The 15,583-nt window shown below is 60.2% G+C and carries 21 protein-coding genes and 1 tRNA gene; 5 read left to right on the forward strand and 17 right to left on the reverse strand.

The features are described from left to right. Positions 1-119: 119 nt before the first annotated feature. The 3 genes from ACVWY3_RS11200 to ACVWY3_RS11210 form a co-directional block, all read right to left on the reverse strand. Positions 120-293: a hypothetical protein gene (locus ACVWY3_RS11200; protein ID WP_456838485.1), complete on the reverse strand. Its 174-nt coding sequence runs from the start codon at positions 291-293 to the stop codon at positions 120-122. Between the two features lie 203 nt (positions 294-496). Then, positions 497-571: transfer RNA gene (locus ACVWY3_RS11205), tRNA-Asn, on the reverse strand. A gap of 391 nt (positions 572-962) precedes the next feature. Then, a complete protein-coding gene (locus ACVWY3_RS11210; RefSeq protein WP_456838486.1) occupies positions 963-1,223 on the reverse strand; it encodes a hypothetical protein in 261 nt (86 codons plus the stop codon). 252 nt (positions 1,224-1,475) lie between these two features. Between ACVWY3_RS11210 and ACVWY3_RS11215 the strand changes: the two genes are divergently transcribed. Continuing rightward, a complete protein-coding gene (locus ACVWY3_RS11215) occupies positions 1,476-1,670 on the forward strand; it encodes a hypothetical protein (protein ID WP_456838487.1) in 195 nt (64 codons plus the stop codon). An 83-nt stretch (positions 1,671-1,753) separates the two neighbouring features. On the opposite strand, the gene ACVWY3_RS11220 is transcribed toward ACVWY3_RS11215, so the two are convergent. Beyond that, positions 1,754-1,900 carry a hypothetical protein gene (locus ACVWY3_RS11220; RefSeq protein ID WP_456838488.1) on the reverse strand — a complete coding sequence of 49 codons (147 nt, stop codon included), beginning with the start codon at positions 1,898-1,900 and terminating at the stop codon, positions 1,754-1,756. A gap of 160 nt (positions 1,901-2,060) precedes the next feature. Further along, positions 2,061-2,333 (reverse strand): hypothetical protein, encoded by a 273-nt coding sequence (locus ACVWY3_RS11225; protein WP_456838489.1) that lies wholly within the window; start codon positions 2,331-2,333, stop codon positions 2,061-2,063. 175 nt (positions 2,334-2,508) lie between these two features. Between ACVWY3_RS11225 and ACVWY3_RS11230 the strand changes: the two genes are divergently transcribed. Beyond that, positions 2,509-2,736, forward strand: coding sequence for a hypothetical protein (locus ACVWY3_RS11230; protein ID WP_456838490.1), 228 nt, complete (start codon positions 2,509-2,511; stop codon positions 2,734-2,736). A gap of 15 nt (positions 2,737-2,751) precedes the next feature. After that, entirely contained in the window at positions 2,752-3,537 is a 786-nt protein-coding gene (locus ACVWY3_RS11235; protein ID WP_456838491.1) for a hypothetical protein, read from the forward strand. 770 nt (positions 3,538-4,307) lie between these two features. Here the strand turns inward: ACVWY3_RS11235 and ACVWY3_RS11240 are convergent. Then, positions 4,308-5,198, reverse strand: coding sequence for a glycosyltransferase (locus tag ACVWY3_RS11240; protein WP_456838492.1), 891 nt, complete (start codon positions 5,196-5,198; stop codon positions 4,308-4,310). 305 nt (positions 5,199-5,503) lie between these two features. Here ACVWY3_RS11240 and ACVWY3_RS11245 point away from each other — a divergent pair, with 305 nt between their 5' ends. Beyond that, entirely contained in the window at positions 5,504-6,868 is a 1,365-nt protein-coding gene (locus ACVWY3_RS11245) for an O-antigen ligase family protein (protein ID WP_456838493.1), read from the forward strand. An 809-nt stretch (positions 6,869-7,677) separates the two neighbouring features. On the opposite strand, the gene ACVWY3_RS11250 is transcribed toward ACVWY3_RS11245, so the two are convergent. Then, a complete protein-coding gene (locus ACVWY3_RS11250; protein WP_456838494.1) occupies positions 7,678-7,926 on the reverse strand; it encodes a hypothetical protein in 249 nt (82 codons plus the stop codon). Next, entirely contained in the window at positions 7,923-8,360 is a 438-nt protein-coding gene (locus tag ACVWY3_RS11255) for a hypothetical protein (RefSeq protein WP_456838495.1), read from the reverse strand. The genes ACVWY3_RS11250 and ACVWY3_RS11255 overlap by 4 nt, the downstream gene beginning before the upstream one ends. Before the next feature lie 1,191 nt (positions 8,361-9,551). On the opposite strand from ACVWY3_RS11255, the gene ACVWY3_RS11260 reads away from it, so the two are divergent. Further along, complete coding sequence (locus ACVWY3_RS11260) at positions 9,552-10,073, forward strand: hypothetical protein (RefSeq protein WP_456838496.1); 522 nt, start codon at positions 9,552-9,554, stop codon at positions 10,071-10,073. 410 nt (positions 10,074-10,483) lie between these two features. On the opposite strand, the gene ACVWY3_RS11265 is transcribed toward ACVWY3_RS11260, so the two are convergent. From ACVWY3_RS11265 to ACVWY3_RS11305, 9 genes are all read right to left on the reverse strand, one after another. Then, positions 10,484-10,711 carry a hypothetical protein gene (locus ACVWY3_RS11265; RefSeq protein ID WP_456838497.1) on the reverse strand — a complete coding sequence of 76 codons (228 nt, stop codon included), beginning with the start codon at positions 10,709-10,711 and terminating at the stop codon, positions 10,484-10,486. A gap of 69 nt (positions 10,712-10,780) precedes the next feature. Next, complete coding sequence (locus ACVWY3_RS11270) at positions 10,781-11,209, reverse strand: hypothetical protein (RefSeq protein ID WP_456838498.1); 429 nt, start codon at positions 11,207-11,209, stop codon at positions 10,781-10,783. Between the two features lie 41 nt (positions 11,210-11,250). Beyond that, positions 11,251-11,433: a hypothetical protein gene (locus ACVWY3_RS11275; protein ID WP_456838499.1), complete on the reverse strand. Its 183-nt coding sequence runs from the start codon at positions 11,431-11,433 to the stop codon at positions 11,251-11,253. Next, positions 11,433-11,651, reverse strand: coding sequence for a hypothetical protein (locus ACVWY3_RS11280; RefSeq protein WP_456838500.1), 219 nt, complete (start codon positions 11,649-11,651; stop codon positions 11,433-11,435). The genes ACVWY3_RS11275 and ACVWY3_RS11280 overlap by 1 nt, the downstream gene beginning before the upstream one ends. Positions 11,652-11,780: 129 nt before the next feature. After that, on the reverse strand, positions 11,781-13,295 hold the full coding sequence (locus ACVWY3_RS11285; RefSeq protein ID WP_456837153.1) for an ISNCY family transposase: 1,515 nt from the start codon (positions 13,293-13,295) through the stop codon (positions 11,781-11,783). Positions 13,296-13,348: 53 nt separating this feature from the next. Then, positions 13,349-13,597, reverse strand: coding sequence for a hypothetical protein (locus tag ACVWY3_RS11290; RefSeq protein WP_456838501.1), 249 nt, complete (start codon positions 13,595-13,597; stop codon positions 13,349-13,351). Further along, positions 13,572-13,958, reverse strand: coding sequence for a hypothetical protein (locus ACVWY3_RS11295; RefSeq protein ID WP_456838502.1), 387 nt, complete (start codon positions 13,956-13,958; stop codon positions 13,572-13,574). The genes ACVWY3_RS11290 and ACVWY3_RS11295 overlap by 26 nt, the downstream gene beginning before the upstream one ends. Then, positions 13,955-14,080: a hypothetical protein gene (locus ACVWY3_RS11300; RefSeq protein WP_456838503.1), complete on the reverse strand. Its 126-nt coding sequence runs from the start codon at positions 14,078-14,080 to the stop codon at positions 13,955-13,957. The genes ACVWY3_RS11295 and ACVWY3_RS11300 overlap by 4 nt, the downstream gene beginning before the upstream one ends. 101 nt (positions 14,081-14,181) lie before the next feature. Next, positions 14,182-15,060, reverse strand: a complete 879-nt coding sequence (locus tag ACVWY3_RS11305; RefSeq protein ID WP_456838504.1) for a hypothetical protein — start codon at positions 15,058-15,060, stop codon at positions 14,182-14,184. Positions 15,061-15,583 lie beyond the last annotated feature (523 nt).

Consider the following 15,583-nt stretch of genomic DNA (forward strand, 5'->3'; position numbering starts at 1 on the left):
GCGGACGATGCCGCGGACGGAAGTTGGCGGCATCTTTGGAACAGGCTCCGCGAAAACGCAACACGTCCGTGTGCCCCGGCGAGCCAGGGCTGCGCAAGTCATGGCATGAGCACGCTGGACTATTCGATCGTCACCGCGAGCCGGCCGATCAGCGCGGCAACCTCGTCGAGCCGGGCCGAATCGGGGGTCTCGACTGCACGGGCCAAGCGGGCAAGGCATTCATCGTCGCTGAGCTCGGGAAGGTCGGCCGGGAGAATCGAGGGGGCCATGTGGGCTCGGTCGATGTCGGGCATGGGAAGCAGCTCCGTAAGAGTCCGGCCCTGGGAACCTCGATTTGAATTAAGTCGATTTGGCGCCGCCTCCGTGGCGCGACGGCGAGCGTCCACACGAGAGCTTGAGCGATTCTACGCCGTCAATCGGTCTTGAGACCGCGCTGAAGCAACGTCGCCCGCCGCATCACGATGCGGATGTAAGACATTACAAATGCGATGAAATTTGGCTCCCCGGGCTGGATTCGAACCAGCGACCATCCGATTAACAGTCGGATGCTCTACCGCTGAGCTACCGAGGAAAAGGGCGAACCAGTCGTTCGCGCGGGGTGCGTATAACAAAGCCGCTTGCGCTTGCAAAGGACGAATTCGTCATCATCCGCAACCCGCCCGGGGACGGGCCGCCGGGCGGCCCATCCTCCTCCGCGGCCATACCATCGATGGATTCTGAGAAACCAAATGCTATCGGACGGCGCTGCAATTCTGATGGACGGCGAATCATTCGGTGAAGTCATTTGACAGAGATATGACGCCCCGACCCAGATGCGACGATGGAGCGAAGCATCCAGATTAGGATCCGCAGCAAATCACCGCTCGTCCACAGTCTGTCCGCAGCATATCCACAGGGTGACCGTGGCGGATTCGCGAGCTCGGTCGACGCACTTGCTGCGCACACATCCACAACGCGGCTGCTCAGCCGCCGGCCTGATCGAACACGGTGCGACAAGCTTCGCTCAAGCTTGACCGGTTACGGCGCAGGCAGGCTGTGATCGCGCGGACGTTGGGGATTTCGCCGGCGCAGAGCCGGTAGACGTCGGGGGTGCAGGCCCGGCGCTGCTCGGGCGTGCCCTGAGCCTGGGCGGCGGAGGCAAACAGTGTGAGAAACAGTCCGATGGTCGAGGCGCGACGCGCCCGGCTCTTCACACCCGCAAACCGCAAGAACCTCGCCTTCATGACCAGTCTCCCGCTCTGCCCGACCGGCCTGCATTGGCCGGTGTGTGAAGGCGTAGGAGAAATAAGCGGCCGAGAATGTGATCTCTTTCACGCTGGCGGCGCGCCCAGCCTGCCTAGATTTGCCCGGGGATTTTTCAGGAATCGCTAACCAATCGGGCCGCGATCGTCGGATCGTTAAAATTCGAACGATCGGCTCAATTAGGAAACAAACCGGCTTTGCGACATTCGCACTCCGAATTGCCGGAGGGTGCGATGAGCGAAGCCGAATTCAACTTGCTGCTGGATGCCGTCCGGGACGCCATGGTCCATCAGGATTTTGCGCCCGAGCCGGAGGAGGAATTCGTGCCCCGCTCGTGGAGTTTGAACGCGGCGCCCAAGGCTGCGAATGACAACGAGGGCGCCTGGCCCCTGCTCCCGTTTCCGGACGGCTGGTACGCGGCCGGCTGAGGCCACTTTCCCGATGAGCCCATACGCCCGCGAGCTGCGGGCGTTTTGCTTTTGGCCATGCGCCGAACCCGGCGCGGCCGCGATCAGCTCTTGACGCGCTCCTCGCCGTCCTGCGGCACCGGGTGGGGCACAGCCGGCGGAAAGATGCTGTCATAGATCGCGCGGGCCTCGCGGATGAGACGGGCCCGCTCCAGTTCGGATTTCGGGACAAATCGGACGATGTCGCCCACGGCTGCTCCAGCTCTTGGTGATGGGGATGCATCACTTCGCAGATGCGAAATCTATGCCATCGGGCCTGAATCCCGGGTGTTCGCCAAGCCCCGGGCGAACCCGGTGGTGCCGTCTCGCCTCCCCCGACAGGCTACGGCGGAACTCGCGCCGAAATGCAACTTATGCCTGGAAGATCAGAAGCTTGTGATGGAGGCCACGACCAGAATTGAACTGGTGTACACGGTTTTGCAGTGCGCTGATTGGCGCACTGCTTGACCCCGCGGTTCGATAATCCTCTTTATTTCCCTGCGTTTCTTGGCTTCGCCAGCGCTGCCATTCCCTCGCCTTCGATGGCCGTCCATGAGGGTTTTGGTAGCAGTCGCGGTAGCAGGCGGCGCGATAGTTCTCGGGCATCTCGAGCAGGCCGGCGCGCTCCAGGTGGCGCGCGCTCATCGACGATATGCTGTGACCGCTTCCTTATGCCGGTGATCAGACTCCCGCCGATCAAAAATGAACAAGCCTTGGTTGCAGACTCAGCTTGCGGCGTGGTTGCCTTCGGGAGGCTGGGCAGCTTGTGGAGGTTTCCTTGGCATCGCTCAAATGGAACAGGACTACCGTAGAGCCGCCAATGAAGGAACGGTTGTTGTTGATCATCTCGGCGGCTGGTCAGCCGCCCGACGCCCGGCTGCTGGGCAAAAGCGAAGTGACAGTTGGCTTTTGGACTGGCGACAGCTTTCGACACTTGGAGGATGGTGAGCGGCCGATCGTCACACACTGGGCGAGATTGGCAGACTGCCTTCCGCCCGGGGTTGAACTCGCCGCTCAAAGGCGATTTGGCTATGACGTCCGCGAATAGACTGTCGCACGCGCCATGAAGGTCTGGGTGTTTGGTGACGAAAGCTCTTCCAGCTCTCTTGCTACTTACGGGCTAATTGCATTCCTTGAAGCCGATCTGCCCAGGGTCGCTCAGCTTGTATCCACAGCGAAGGCGACTTTGAAAGCTAAGGCCGACGCCCCGCTTCATTGCAAAGTGCTGTTCCACCGAGATCGACGACAAAAGTCTGCCTTTGCCAACGCGACGCGCCAAGATGTCCATGCGGCATGTCTCAATCTGATCGCTGGCGTGGCCGCAATGACTTCGACCTTTTTCTTCGGTCACCTAAGCCGCGGCGACGCGCCTAAGGTTCTTCACGTTCCAATGATCAGTGACGAGCCCGATGTGGTCACCTATCACAAGATGAAAGTTGAGCTCGAGCATCTGCAATATCTTGCCTACGGCGCTGCTGCGACGCGTGCGTGCGACACGCTTCGCTACCCCGCCACGCAAGTTGTGGTCGACGAGAACAAATCTGTGGTTCGATGGTTTAACGAGCGCGCACAAGCGAGCCGACTTCTGGAACGTTTTGCGATGAACGCAGCTCTTCCAATATGGCCAAAAATCACTCTCGCGGACGATGCTGATCACCCGGGTCTTCAGATCGCCGATGTGCTCACCTACGTCGCGACGAAGCAGTTTGCAGATCCTGCTTTTGCAAAGATGTTCGATTTGATCCGCTTCAAGGCGCACTTCATGACTTACGAGTTTGCCGAGCAAGTCAGAACGCCCTATGTACCCCCACCTGGCGTTACCGTCCGCGACCCGCCTAGAAACAGGTAATGCGCGAGCCGGAGGTCCCTGGCCGCGATGTTCGGCATGGTCAGTTGCATATAGAAGCCAACCAGGCTCGGGACGTAGCTTTCACACCCACGACGCGCAGTAGCTCGCGCGCTCATTCTTGCAGTCGCAAAGAAACGGCCCCGGCACAACCCGCCGGAGCCGCTGTTGGAGGCCTCAATAGTTATGGGGCGCCGCCGAGGCAAGCTGAGGTCTAGGGTGATTCGGCAATCGGGTCTGTATCCCTTTGGATATAAGCGGCGCCCTTGATCGCTCTCTGGATCGCTGGTCAGACGATGTTCGCCTGTCTGATATCGAGCCGCGCTTCGTCTGCGCCAGTTGCGGCAACCGCGGCGCCGACGTCCGGCCGGATTTCGATCGGACACGGATGGGCACGGGTTGACGAGGCCGACTGCAGAAACATTCGCAGGACTTCATCAATGCCAACGCGACGCGGCGCTTTGACGCGCAGCTCGCCGTGCCCCTGCGCGGCATCGCCTGATTACAACCTAAGGCAAAGCTCTCGGCTGGACGTTGCGATACGAGCACGCCGACTTTATCCGCGGATGCAGAATTCGTTGCTGGCCCGCGGGCTATCGCGGGCGGCGCCAAATCAAGGCCGCGAAGATAATAACAAGAGGAAACAGTACAGCGCTGATCCTCCCAACCCACTTTGCCATTCGTTCCATCCGAAATTGGAGCACCAATTCTTCGGCTGCGCGCGCAGCGGGCTTGGTGGGTTTTCTTCGCATTGGTAGCATTCGTGTTCTAGCCTAAGTCGAGGCCGGGGAGCCAGCATCCTCATACGCCGTCGCCCGTACAGCGCCCTGCCGCGGCGGCTCGCGCGCTTCCAACTCCTTAGCGATGACCTCAAGCCAGTTGCATCCGGTCGTTCTCAAGCGGTTCGATTCCGTGGCTGCTGCGGCGCGCAACGCAGGCAACCTTTCGATCGCATCCTGAATAGCACTGACAAGCGCCTCATCAGTGACAGGCTCTTCGATAACGAGGCCGGCACCTGAGCGCGCCACTTCTGTCGCATATCCGCAGACCTCGCTGATGATAGCCGGAACGCCGGCAAGCAAGGACTCCACGATCACTTGTCCAGCCGCCTCGACACGAGCAGGGTGCACCAGGAAGTCGGCAGCGCGCAGCAACCGCATGACATCGGAGGTGTATGGCACTAATCGAGCCCGGTCCTGGAGCCCAAGTCTTTTGATCTGACGCTGTAGCCATCTCTTTTCTGAGCCGACAATCACGACATAAAGATCGGGATGGCGGGCCGCAGCGGCAAGGACCCTATCGACGCCTTTCAGAAACGGATCGACCGCCACGGCGATCGCTGCAGTTGCGCCCAAAGGAATGTTCAGCGCGTTACGGACTTCTGATCGAACCACCCTCACCTTTGCAGCCTCTATCCGCTCCTCATGCAAAATAAGGGGCAGAACGATGCCGCGGCTCCGGTTGAACCGATATGCTTTGGCATATTCGTCCCGCTGGCGTTCGGTGAGGAAGAAAAGTTTTGTATTTGAGTCCGGACCGAAGACACCCTCCTCGAGAGCGCCGCGCGTTCGGTACCGCGGGAGCCATCTCAGGGGGCCTCCGCGCCAGGCGACACCATCGGCCGCAAAATGTGCGTCGGCCCCGGGTATACGTTCGAAAGCCAAGAACACCTCAGCTTCGGCAACCTTTGACCACTCGAGAGCGGCCCGACTGAATGCGCGAGATCTGACGTGGTTGAATTGTCCGGGCGTATCCAGGAGCACAACCCGACATGGCACCGGAAGCCTCTCGTCAACCGCCGTCGTGACGATTGTGACCACATGACCGCGGCCCAGCAAGTACCGAGCGACAGCAAGACAATCACGCTCCTTGCCTCCCAGCTTGACAAGCTGGAACACAGCTAGCACAGCCCTCAATTGCGAGCCCCCCGGCCCCGATTATTTGTTTTTCACAATAGGAATACATTCTAATGGACCAAACCGCCGGTTGCAAAACAAAAAGTTGCAGCAGCCGCAATATCCAGCAGCAGTTGATGAGTATAATAGTCAATAATATCAAACGGTTATGGTCAAATCACCTCATCAATTCGGCCGTATTTCTACTAGGTATTGCGTGCTGCATTGCGCCATCTGTCGCCGAGATCATAACGGCCGCTCTCGTCATAGTGGCAATCATCGTACTGACCGGCGATCGCAATCCCCTCCGCGAGGCGCCTATGATCCTGAGCCTAGCCTGGATTGGTTTCGTCCTGTTGAGCGCGACATACGCCTCTGCCGAAGGTATGCCTGGTGATCACTTCAAGGCCCTGGGCAAACATTTGCCGATCGCTCTTGGGCCTGTCCTGGCGGTCCCTTTTGCGTTTTGGCGATTGCGCCGGGAAACGATTTTTGTCGCCTTCGTCAGCGGCCTCGCGATTGGTGCAACGGTTCTGTTGTTACGCAATGGGGCGATTTCCATGCTCTCCGGAGACCCAGGGGTGGCAGACCGTACATTTCTCGGACACATCAACCGCAATTCTGCCAGTCTAGCCTGCGGGCTCTTGATGATATCCGCAGCCACCCTTCTCCGATTTGTACTGCTTCAGAAACCGTCGAGGCTTGTCTTCACGGTTTGCTCAGCCGCCGCCCTCGGATCTGCAATTATCTTCTCTGAGCTTCTATTGATCTCTCTCCAAAGCAGAACAGGTCTTATAGCTACCAGCATCGCCATGGCAGTCTGGTTCGGCGCGCAGCTTAAATACGGACTCGGCCGCGATGCGGGCGGCCGTCGATATCGGTATGCTGCCGTTGTCCTCTTCGCATCTATCGCGATCGTTTGCGTGACGAATTGGTCCACAATGACGCAACGCTTTGGTGGACTTATAACGGCTTCAATCGAGACGGGGCGCCCGCTTGATGAGTTCAGCGAGTCCAACCAGGAACGGCTCGCCCTCGCCGGTCTGGCGGTAGACCTGATCCGGCAGATGCCGTTGTTCGGATGGGGACCCGATGCCTCTCGGCTGCCGGAGCTCTTCGCGCAGTCGAGCGGGGTGAAATCTCGGACACAATTTCACAACGGCTATTTGCAGATGCTGGTTAACTTTGGCGTGATTGGCGCACTTCTGATGACCGCCCTGCTAGTTGTGGTGATGCGTGCAGCCGTTCGATCCGAAGGCAGCATGCCAGCGGCGCCTTTTTCCGGAGCTCTTGCCCTAGCGACCTATCTCGCAGTTTCAAACATAAGCGAAAGCATACTGTTCGTGAAACCTGCAGGAGCGAGCGCGACAATATTAGTGGCAGTGGCCTGCATTCCGGCTGTTGGCCGGCGGCTATCGCATCAGCGGCCCGCCACATAGCCAGCCCTCGATGGCTTGGTATCCAAGCATCGCGATAGGCCCGTACCGCGGCGGCCGACAGAAGTTTTGGATCAAGGTGTAGAACCGCAATCATCCAGCGATGGAGCGAGGTTATAGGCTGCGGGAAAAGTAACCTGCGCTAAGAAAAATCGGAACAAGCAGAGAAACCAGAGTGTGTATCCATTTTCGATACACGTGATCAAACAGGGTACAGGCCCGCCAGCGTGAACCGGCGCACCCGTAAATTTTCCCATGACAGAGCCATGAAACGCGGCCAGCTGAAGCACTTCCAAATGGCGTCCCAGGGTGCGAAGATCGCCAACCGACGGAACGGTCCGCTTATGCGTTTTGTGCCGGTGCTCCTCGGCTTGCTCTTGTCAGCGTGTTCAAGCTTTGGTTTGTGGCCGGACACATCTTCGACTCCACCGCCCGCTCCGGCGACCGCGGGACCACCGAGCCAAGACGCAATACAAAAAGGCGTCGCAAGGGCTATTGCTGAGACGAAGCTGACAAAGCCCGTCGAGATATCAGACGTTCGCAAAGCCCGTGTCGGTCCCGGCGCTTACCTTGTGTGCCTTCGCGAGGTCAATCCGCCTCCGGGCCAGCCACTCCGCGTATATTCCGTGTTCTTCAATGACGACTATGTAAGCTCAAGGCTGTCGGTCATTCTCGAGGAGTGTGAGAAGCAGCAGTTCACGCTGGTGAACTGAGATCGGCCAAACGCGCGGGGCCGGAGCCCCCCGCGCCTGCTGTGTGTTACCGCCGCAGCCGCTGCCGGTCGCGCTTCCTGTGCGATCGGCGCCGGCGCTTCATGTCGGACGCTCCTCGCCCTTCCAGAGGGCGTAATATCGCTTCTTGAGTCGCTCGAGCATTTCGACGGTCTGAAGCACGGTGAACACCAGGTGCTCGTCAGTTTCGTCTGGCATCACGCGAGTAGTGACCTGGATCATCTTAAGGCAATCGCAGATATCGCCCTCCAGATCACGGAAGGCCTGGGCGTGCCGCATGTTCTCGTCGGCCACCGCTCGCTCACCGGGAAATCCAACAACGTTTTTCATTGCTGCGGCCTCCCGCCATGCTTCACCGCGAGCTCGAATAGCTCCTCGACGAGGAGGCGAGCGGCCTCCACACCCTTCCAGAGCAAGGCGCCCTCGTCGAAGTAGGGGTCGACCCGGAGCGCTTCGCCCCTCTGGAGTTTGCCTGCGACTATCACGGCCGAGGAAACCCTATTGCAAGGATGCCGCAGGGGGTTCATCTTGCGGCCGGCGCGTTGACGGCCTGATACCGGAAATTCGACAGGCCTGACTTTCTCGGAAGGCAGGGCTCGCGCCTCCCGCCGGGCGGACAGGTCGATGACGTTGGATAGCCTCCCGATGGGCTTAGGCGAGTCGCTGGTGCGTTTTTCCGTTTCGGGCTGTCCGGTAGCGGGTCTAGCATAAAACGAATCCACGGACTCCGCTCGCGGCGGAAACATGGGTCTTTCGATGGTCATGGTGGTTGCTCTGAGTAAGGGCTTTCCAAGGCCCGCGCAGCGGGACGGCCACTGCAGCCGGGGTTTGGAAACGTGCCAGAGCGACACGCCGAGCGCTTTTACCCGTAAGGGCTGGACAGCACGCCCGACCCCGGCCATAAAGGCAGGGTTCGGAGCCGCACCGCCAAGTGCGTCCGTTCATGCGGCACCGCCGCACGATTCAGCCATCACCACCGACGCCAATCGGTGTCATCCTGACCAAGGATGTGCGGCTATAGCTCTGGTCCGGGTTTCCAAGCCCACGGACATCATCAGATGATTTGCCCTAACCGTCAATTAACTTCCCCCACCGGGGGATAAGTGGTTGCGCGCGCCTTGAGGTTGCGAAAGAGTGCGGCTGGCTGGGGGAAATCGATATGCAGAGGTATGGTTCGCGAAGTTTCGTTTTTTTATTGCTCGCTCTCACGAACTGCTCTTACAGCTCGTCGGCCCCTCAAGTTGCTCCTGGAAGCCAAGTGGGCAGTACTGGCGACATTGTATTCGACCACCGTGATTTAGGTGCCAACACGCACATGGTGATGGTTACTGTGCGGCCTGGACTAGCAGAGACCGAGACATCTATGAGCCAAAGGAATCAGGTCTTTGGTACGACCTTTGCGGCGCAGACGTGTCCAAAAGGATTTGATTTCGTGAATGGTCCCGAACCTGACCGATTGACGCGCGAGGGGCTCGCAGAGCGTACTAAGACATACACCTTCCGCTGTCGTTGACGCGTACGCTCCACTTGTGGGAGGAACTCCTCGCGCGCGCCCTCCGGTTGCGGTTGGATGGCCGAGGGGTTGGGAAAACAAAGATGCGCAAACTGACGTCCACAGCGATTGTGCTAACTTTCGCGGTCTTTGTCTGCACAAGCTCGGCATGGGCTGACTGCAATCTCGCAATCACGTCATTGAACTTGGCGATTGGCGAGATCGAGACCTATTTGAACCGTTACACGAATTGCCTCAGCTACAGTAAAGGCAACGATGATTGCTCATCAGAGTTTCGGCGCCTTCGCTCGGCTCAAGATAGTTTCGAATTGGCCGTGTCGACTTACCAGCTGTCCTGCCGTCGATATTAGGCCATGAACCGCATCGGCCATCGCACGCTGATCTGCATGCTGGTTCTGTTAGCAGTGGCAATTATTGTAGGTGTAATACGGGGGGGCTGGCGATGTCCATATCGGAAACCATCTTCACGGGCTTGCTCACCAGCCTTGGCGGGCAAACTTGGATCGTCCGCGGGCTTGCCGGTGCTACAGTTGGTGCTCTGCTAGGTGGAATGGCGGCTGTTGCCTTACCCCCTCTATTCAAACCCAAATCGGAGAAAGCTAGTTCGCAAGCAACTGGTCCGGTGTTCAATGGTCCAATCCACGTTGGTCCCGGTGGAGCAGCGCTAAACAGCGGGACGATCAACAACGTCTTCAATGGGCCGCAACGCTTGAGCTTTACCAATGAAGTTGCCTCAAGCCTCCTAGAAAAACTGCCTCCAGGTAAACCGATACGACTGCGCTCCATCGGCTCGGCAAGCGATCACGCGATCGCGGAGCAGTACGGGAACTACCTAACCTCACACGGCTTCCAGATCACAAACCGCGATATCATAGGCACCCTTTCTCCTCCCCCAGAAGAGAGCATCACGGTGACACCGGGAGACGCGGAGACAATCGTCCAAATAGCTCCGCAGGCTCATTGAAGACCATCGCCCAAAGCGCAGCATCAAGGATCTGAAAATGCAATTCTCCACCATTTGCGCGATCGGCGCGGTGCTTTTTGGTCTGGGCTCCGCCACGGATTGGTTGAGAGCTGGACTGGTCAAACGGCCGGAGGTCACGCCGCTGCCCACAGCTCCAGAGGGCTTGCCACCTATGCCTCCACCTCCGCCCGGTGGCCCTGTTTCGGTCGGAGGATTGGACGCGCAGGCTACGGAAAGTGCAAGATTGAATAGAAGAGCAGCGATCTTCTCAGCCATCGGCGTTGTATGCGGCGGTTTGTCGACGCTACTGCAGTCGTATCAGATGTAGCACCGCAAGATCGACTGCCCCTCAGAACGGCGCCCGCTCGCGTGCATGGCCATGTAAACCAGCGCCGCACCCTGGCGCGGCTTCAACTGCGGCCGGGGCTGAGGGGTGCAGCCCGGTCGGCCTGCTTTTGATCAGGCATCACCCGCTCGCTGGTTTCCACGTTTTGGATCGGCGGTCGGCCCTCGATGTCGCGATTGAACGAATAGGCTGAAACTGTGATCGCCACGAGCACGGCGAACCATGACACGCGGCGTGGAGCGGCGATCAGGCCTGCCGTGATAAACAACAGATAGATCGAAAATCCGCTCATCCCCGGCTCCCCTGTCGGGGCATCAGCTCTGATTTAGGTTACGAAAGAATGAACGCAGCCATTGGGCGGTCACTCGAGATTGGCAGAGGCAGGCACGGGCTCGTGCTCGATCAGCCGCGGCTCCTGCGGACCGCTGGGGCCTGCCACAAGGCGAGCGCCACCGTCGCTGGTATGGATCACGATCTGCAGGCCGGGCAGCATGCGGCGGCTCCCCGGAGCCTCGGGCGCATTCTCAGGGCTGATGCCCGCCACGCCCAGAATGAAGCTGCTCGCGCGATCGCGGACGAGCTCGTTGCTGCTGTCGAGCAGCTTTACCTTCGTGGCACCGGCCTTCGCGGCGTTGATGGCGATATTGCGGGCTGTCTTGTCGTGCAGCGCCTTGGCAATGTGCGGTTTGCCAAGCTGCCGGGACAGGTACTCGCGGCTGCATCCGGCGCTCTCGGCCGCTTCCGTGATGGTGCCGGCGTCCCCGTGCACCATGGCATCGATCGCGGCCATGATCTTCTTGCTGATGCGCTTGGGCTTGGCTTGCCTTTCGGTCATCGGCTTGCTTGAGCCTCTATCAGGGTGAGGCGCGGCGGCGGCGGCCGCAGATGATCGGGGCCGCCGCATTCGATCAGATGCCGGCGACAGATCGGCGCGCCGTCCCAGCCCTCAACCGCGGGCGCGCTCTCGTTGCGCACGAGGCAGATGCAGCAGCAGAGAGCTGGCTGGTTCGCCATCAGGTGAGCATCCCGCACTCGACGATGATTACTGGGCCCAATGCGCCGGCAGGCCGAACGCTGACGTACCTCGCATCACGAGCCATGAACTCGCGTGCGGTGACGCTGTACATGCGCAGCTGTGCGTTGCCATTGCCGGTGTCGTAGATCGTGCCGTAGCTGCTGGTCCAGCCGGTGAGATTGACGTTCTGATTGTCGCTCACGGCGTATTGCCTCATGTACTGATGCTCCCGGGTGCGATCGGTTGCCTCATTTATTTTGCTCCTGGCTTGAGTTGAGGAGGAGGCCGGGTGCGGAGATGGCCGGGGTTTCGGAGCGCCCGGCCTCCTCCGCTGGTACCTCGCACGTCATTGGGGTGTTGTGACCTCGTACCCTGGCGGCATTTTCTCGCTAGGAGCGAACAGCAGCGCATTCGCTTGCTCGCTGCGCCAGGATTTCAGCCGACGTTGAAGGGTTCGAAGAAGCTTGTTCGGATAGGCTCCAGGATATTCCATCTGCAAGCGCGAGAGCAGTTCGCTGCCAGTCCGCCAAGGCTCAGCTTCAAACCATTTTCGCAAATCTGGCGTTGCTCGGATGAGCGGGTCGGGACGACGTCGGCCTCTTTTCGCCTTCACGAGTGGCCGATCCGTCGGTCGCATGGCTCCGTCCTTCCAGGCCGTGCGCAAGCTTGCCAGGAAGCGATCGATCGGTTGCGATGCCACAGCAGGATGGCCGATTGGTTGGGTATCAGCGAGGGCCGCGAGGCGCTCCTGCACGTCGCGGATGTCGCGCAACAACGCGACTGGATCGAGAGCGGCATAGATTTCTTGGAGATGATGGCGGACAGCGTCAGGCGTGCGGGCGTCCGCTGCCAGGCGCTGGTGTGGTGTAGCCGGCGCGCTGTATGTCTTGCGTACACGGGCACCGTCGCGCTGCTTGGCTATCAATTTGAACGAGGGTTGGAAGAAGTTCACGAACAGCCGCGCCGATCGATAGAGTTCAGCCAGCAGCTTGGCCGCTTCCAGGCCCTCGAACCGACGATAGCCGACTATCCTGCGCACGACGGCGCCGTTCTTCTGCTCGACGAACGCCTGGTCATTTTTTCGGTAGGGCCGGCAACGCGTGAAGACGATGTTGGCCGCCTCGCAGTAGGCTTTCAGCGTCTCGTTTATGAACACCGTATCATTGTCAGTATCGAAGCCGAGCAGCGCAAACGGCAATTGTTTGCGCAATTCCGTCAGCACCGTGCTCAACAGCGTTTGTTCGCGCACGATCAGAGGAGCGCACTCCGTCCAGCCGGTAGCAATGTCGGTGAGCACGAGGGTCTGGATGAAGCTGCCGCGCGCAGATGGACCGCTATGCGCGACAAGGTCGGCCTCGACGAATCCGGGCGCCGGATCATTCCAATCCGCCGACGTCCTTATTGGAACACTGCGACGCAACGAGTGCGTCGCGTGCCGCCGACGCTTGCGACCTAATCCTTCTCGGACCCCCACCAATGCGCGGTCGATCGTCGCAGCGCTCATTGCCAAAAGTTTGTCGCGGATCTCGGGGGTAAGGTCGAGGTGGCCATGCCGTTCCATCGCCTCAATCAACGCAGGCATTAACGCCTTCAGCCGCTTCCCGCAGATCCGGTCTGACGCCTCCCAAAGGAGCACGAGCGCGTTGTGTTCTACCTCATTATACATTCGACGTCGCGCTCTTCGGCTTGGGCGCGCGTCTTCCTGACCTCGAAGTAGTCGCATCGCATGCTTGCGATGGAATCCGGTGATGTCGACGAACTCGTCCAATATCCGCGTCTTCTTCGCGCGATCCGAACGCCGATAGCGCGCGCCTGCTGCCGCCGTCAGTTCCTTCCGCGTTGCCATGCTTAGCCAGCCCATCTTCGCCCCCGCTCGCTCCCGATCCAAGGGAGCAATTTACGTGAGGCAACGGCTCAGCATCTGGTAACAATTAGGGCGAGGCAATGCGACGGTCGCTTCTCCTCGCTCGTGTCGCTCAAAAATGACCAGGAGCCGATCGGCGTCTGTTTGAACGGCTCGCTTCGCGTGATGATGCCCTCGGCCTGATCGGTGGCGCCGACCTGCTGCTTCACCATGTCGAGGTACTGGCCGATTTCATGCCGATGCGCGCGAGGCGAATGATCGTGCCCAGGCAGGTCAACCGTCAGAACGAATGTGCTCATCGTAGATCCTTGCTATTTCTCGATCGGAATAGACGCCACGGTCCTTGAAGTTGCGATGGTTCAAGCGCACTTGATAGCTCTGGCGCGAGGTGAACCGCTTCTGCCGCCGTGCGAATTCTTCGACGTCTTGCGCGACCACCAGGACGAGACCCGTTGCCTGCATGAACTCGCCGAGCGTCCTGCTGGTGAGCGACTTCATCGGCTCCGGCGCGAGCACCTTCGAACTGTATCCGGCGGCCCATCCGACCAAGTCATCCAAAGCAGGCCGAGACAGGTTGATTTCTTCGACATAGCTGCGAAAGGCGGCGTGAATGCCGCTGTAGTCTCGCGCGATGGCAATGGGCCGAAGCGCAGGCATCACGCGCCGGCCTCCGGCTCGGGCTTCGGCTGCTCATCGCTCGGAGGCTCGGTCTCCGCGAAGCTGGCGAACGCGAACAGCTCGGGGCTGCGCTCAAGCGCATCGCGCAAATCCGTCGCCCACATCTCCACCTTTTTGGGCGGGACTTGGCCAAAATCCCAGACCCAAGTCTTTGCTGCTCCGGGATTCGGGTTCCGCCGGCCAAATCTGTCTAACCCCGTCGCCATCAGCGTGCTCCCTGGCTATGTGATCGTGCGTATTCGAACCGGGCCGCCTCGCTCATCCCGGCCCACTGCTCCTCGGTGACCTTGCTGCCATTGCCCGGCTCCCGGTGCGCCTGCGAGAACGAGGCCGCACCCTGGCTCTGGAATTTGGCCATGATCCGCTCCCAGCCCGCGACGATGCCGGCGGTGACCATCACGGTCTTCATGGGTTTCGCGAGCTCGGTGCCGAGAACGCCCTCGAGCCATGTGTTGACCGCGGTCACACGTTGGTTAGCGGTAGCGCCCAGCTTCGATATCTCAGATGCCTTCGCGGCATTGAGCTGCGCGGCATCGGCACCTATCGCAGCAGCATGCATTGCGACCATACGTTCGAAAGCGGCCTGGGGAAGTCTGTAGTCGAAGGCAAATTGGCGAGCATCCGCAAGCAGCGGCGATGCATCATCGATCGAGAACTCGATGCCGTCCGGCAGTTTGAATCCTTCCGGCAAGCGTGCCTGATAGTCTTCCGCGCGCGCCGGCGCGGTGGCAGCGCCAAGATCCTGCTGGCCGGTCCGCTGGAGGAGATCGCCGAGCTCGGCCTCGCTGATCTCGTATTGGCCCACGCGGACCTTGTCCGTCGGCTGTGCCTGCGGGGCCGCCGCTTCTTGGCCGACCTGCGGGCCACTGTCGGGCTTCCGAGGCTCAATGACAACAGAGCCGTCAGGAAGCCGCTTGTGGACGACGGACTGTGCGGCCCGGATTTCATCTGCCATCTCGAGCTCGGCGAGCTGCCCAGCGGACATCTGGGCGAGCCGGTGCCTCTCAGCCGTCATCGGCTGCTGAGGGTCGGCGCGCTGGGTGTGGCTCGCTAGCGGCTGCAGCGGCGTGCCGTCATTCGACACTGCCGGCTGGTGAAAGGGCGAGGCTGACGGCGGAGCAACGGCGGGGTCAGACATCAGGCGACCTCAAAGATTTTTGGACCTGGGAAAAATACGGGGTGAGAGGTTTGGGAGGAAAAGCGCGTGTGCGGAATAGGAGCGTAGCAGGACGGCGGCGAATCTTTCCCCCCGGGTGCCGGCCCTGGCCCGCGCCAGATCGCGACCCCGCCCCCCGCCCCTCGCGCGCGTGCGGCCGCGCCTGGTCTGCTTCAACAGAGTGAAAGACTGAGTTGGCACCCGCGCGCAAAATGGTTCTCCGATCGCGAAGGACGTTGCGCCGTGCATCAGTGGCGATTTGCGCCGTGCTCGCAATCGATCTTGCACGGTTGCCGCACAGTGATCGTGATTATCCGCGCAATAGCCGTTGAGAGAGCGAGACGGATTGCAGAACCGTTTCGTACACCGCAGCAACTTCTCGAATTCACTTGCGGTTTTGTTCGATGACCGCCGCTTTGCTACCGCCCATGCAACCGCAACCATGCCGGCA

This window comes from Bradyrhizobium sp. USDA 4486, from assembly GCF_054057995.1.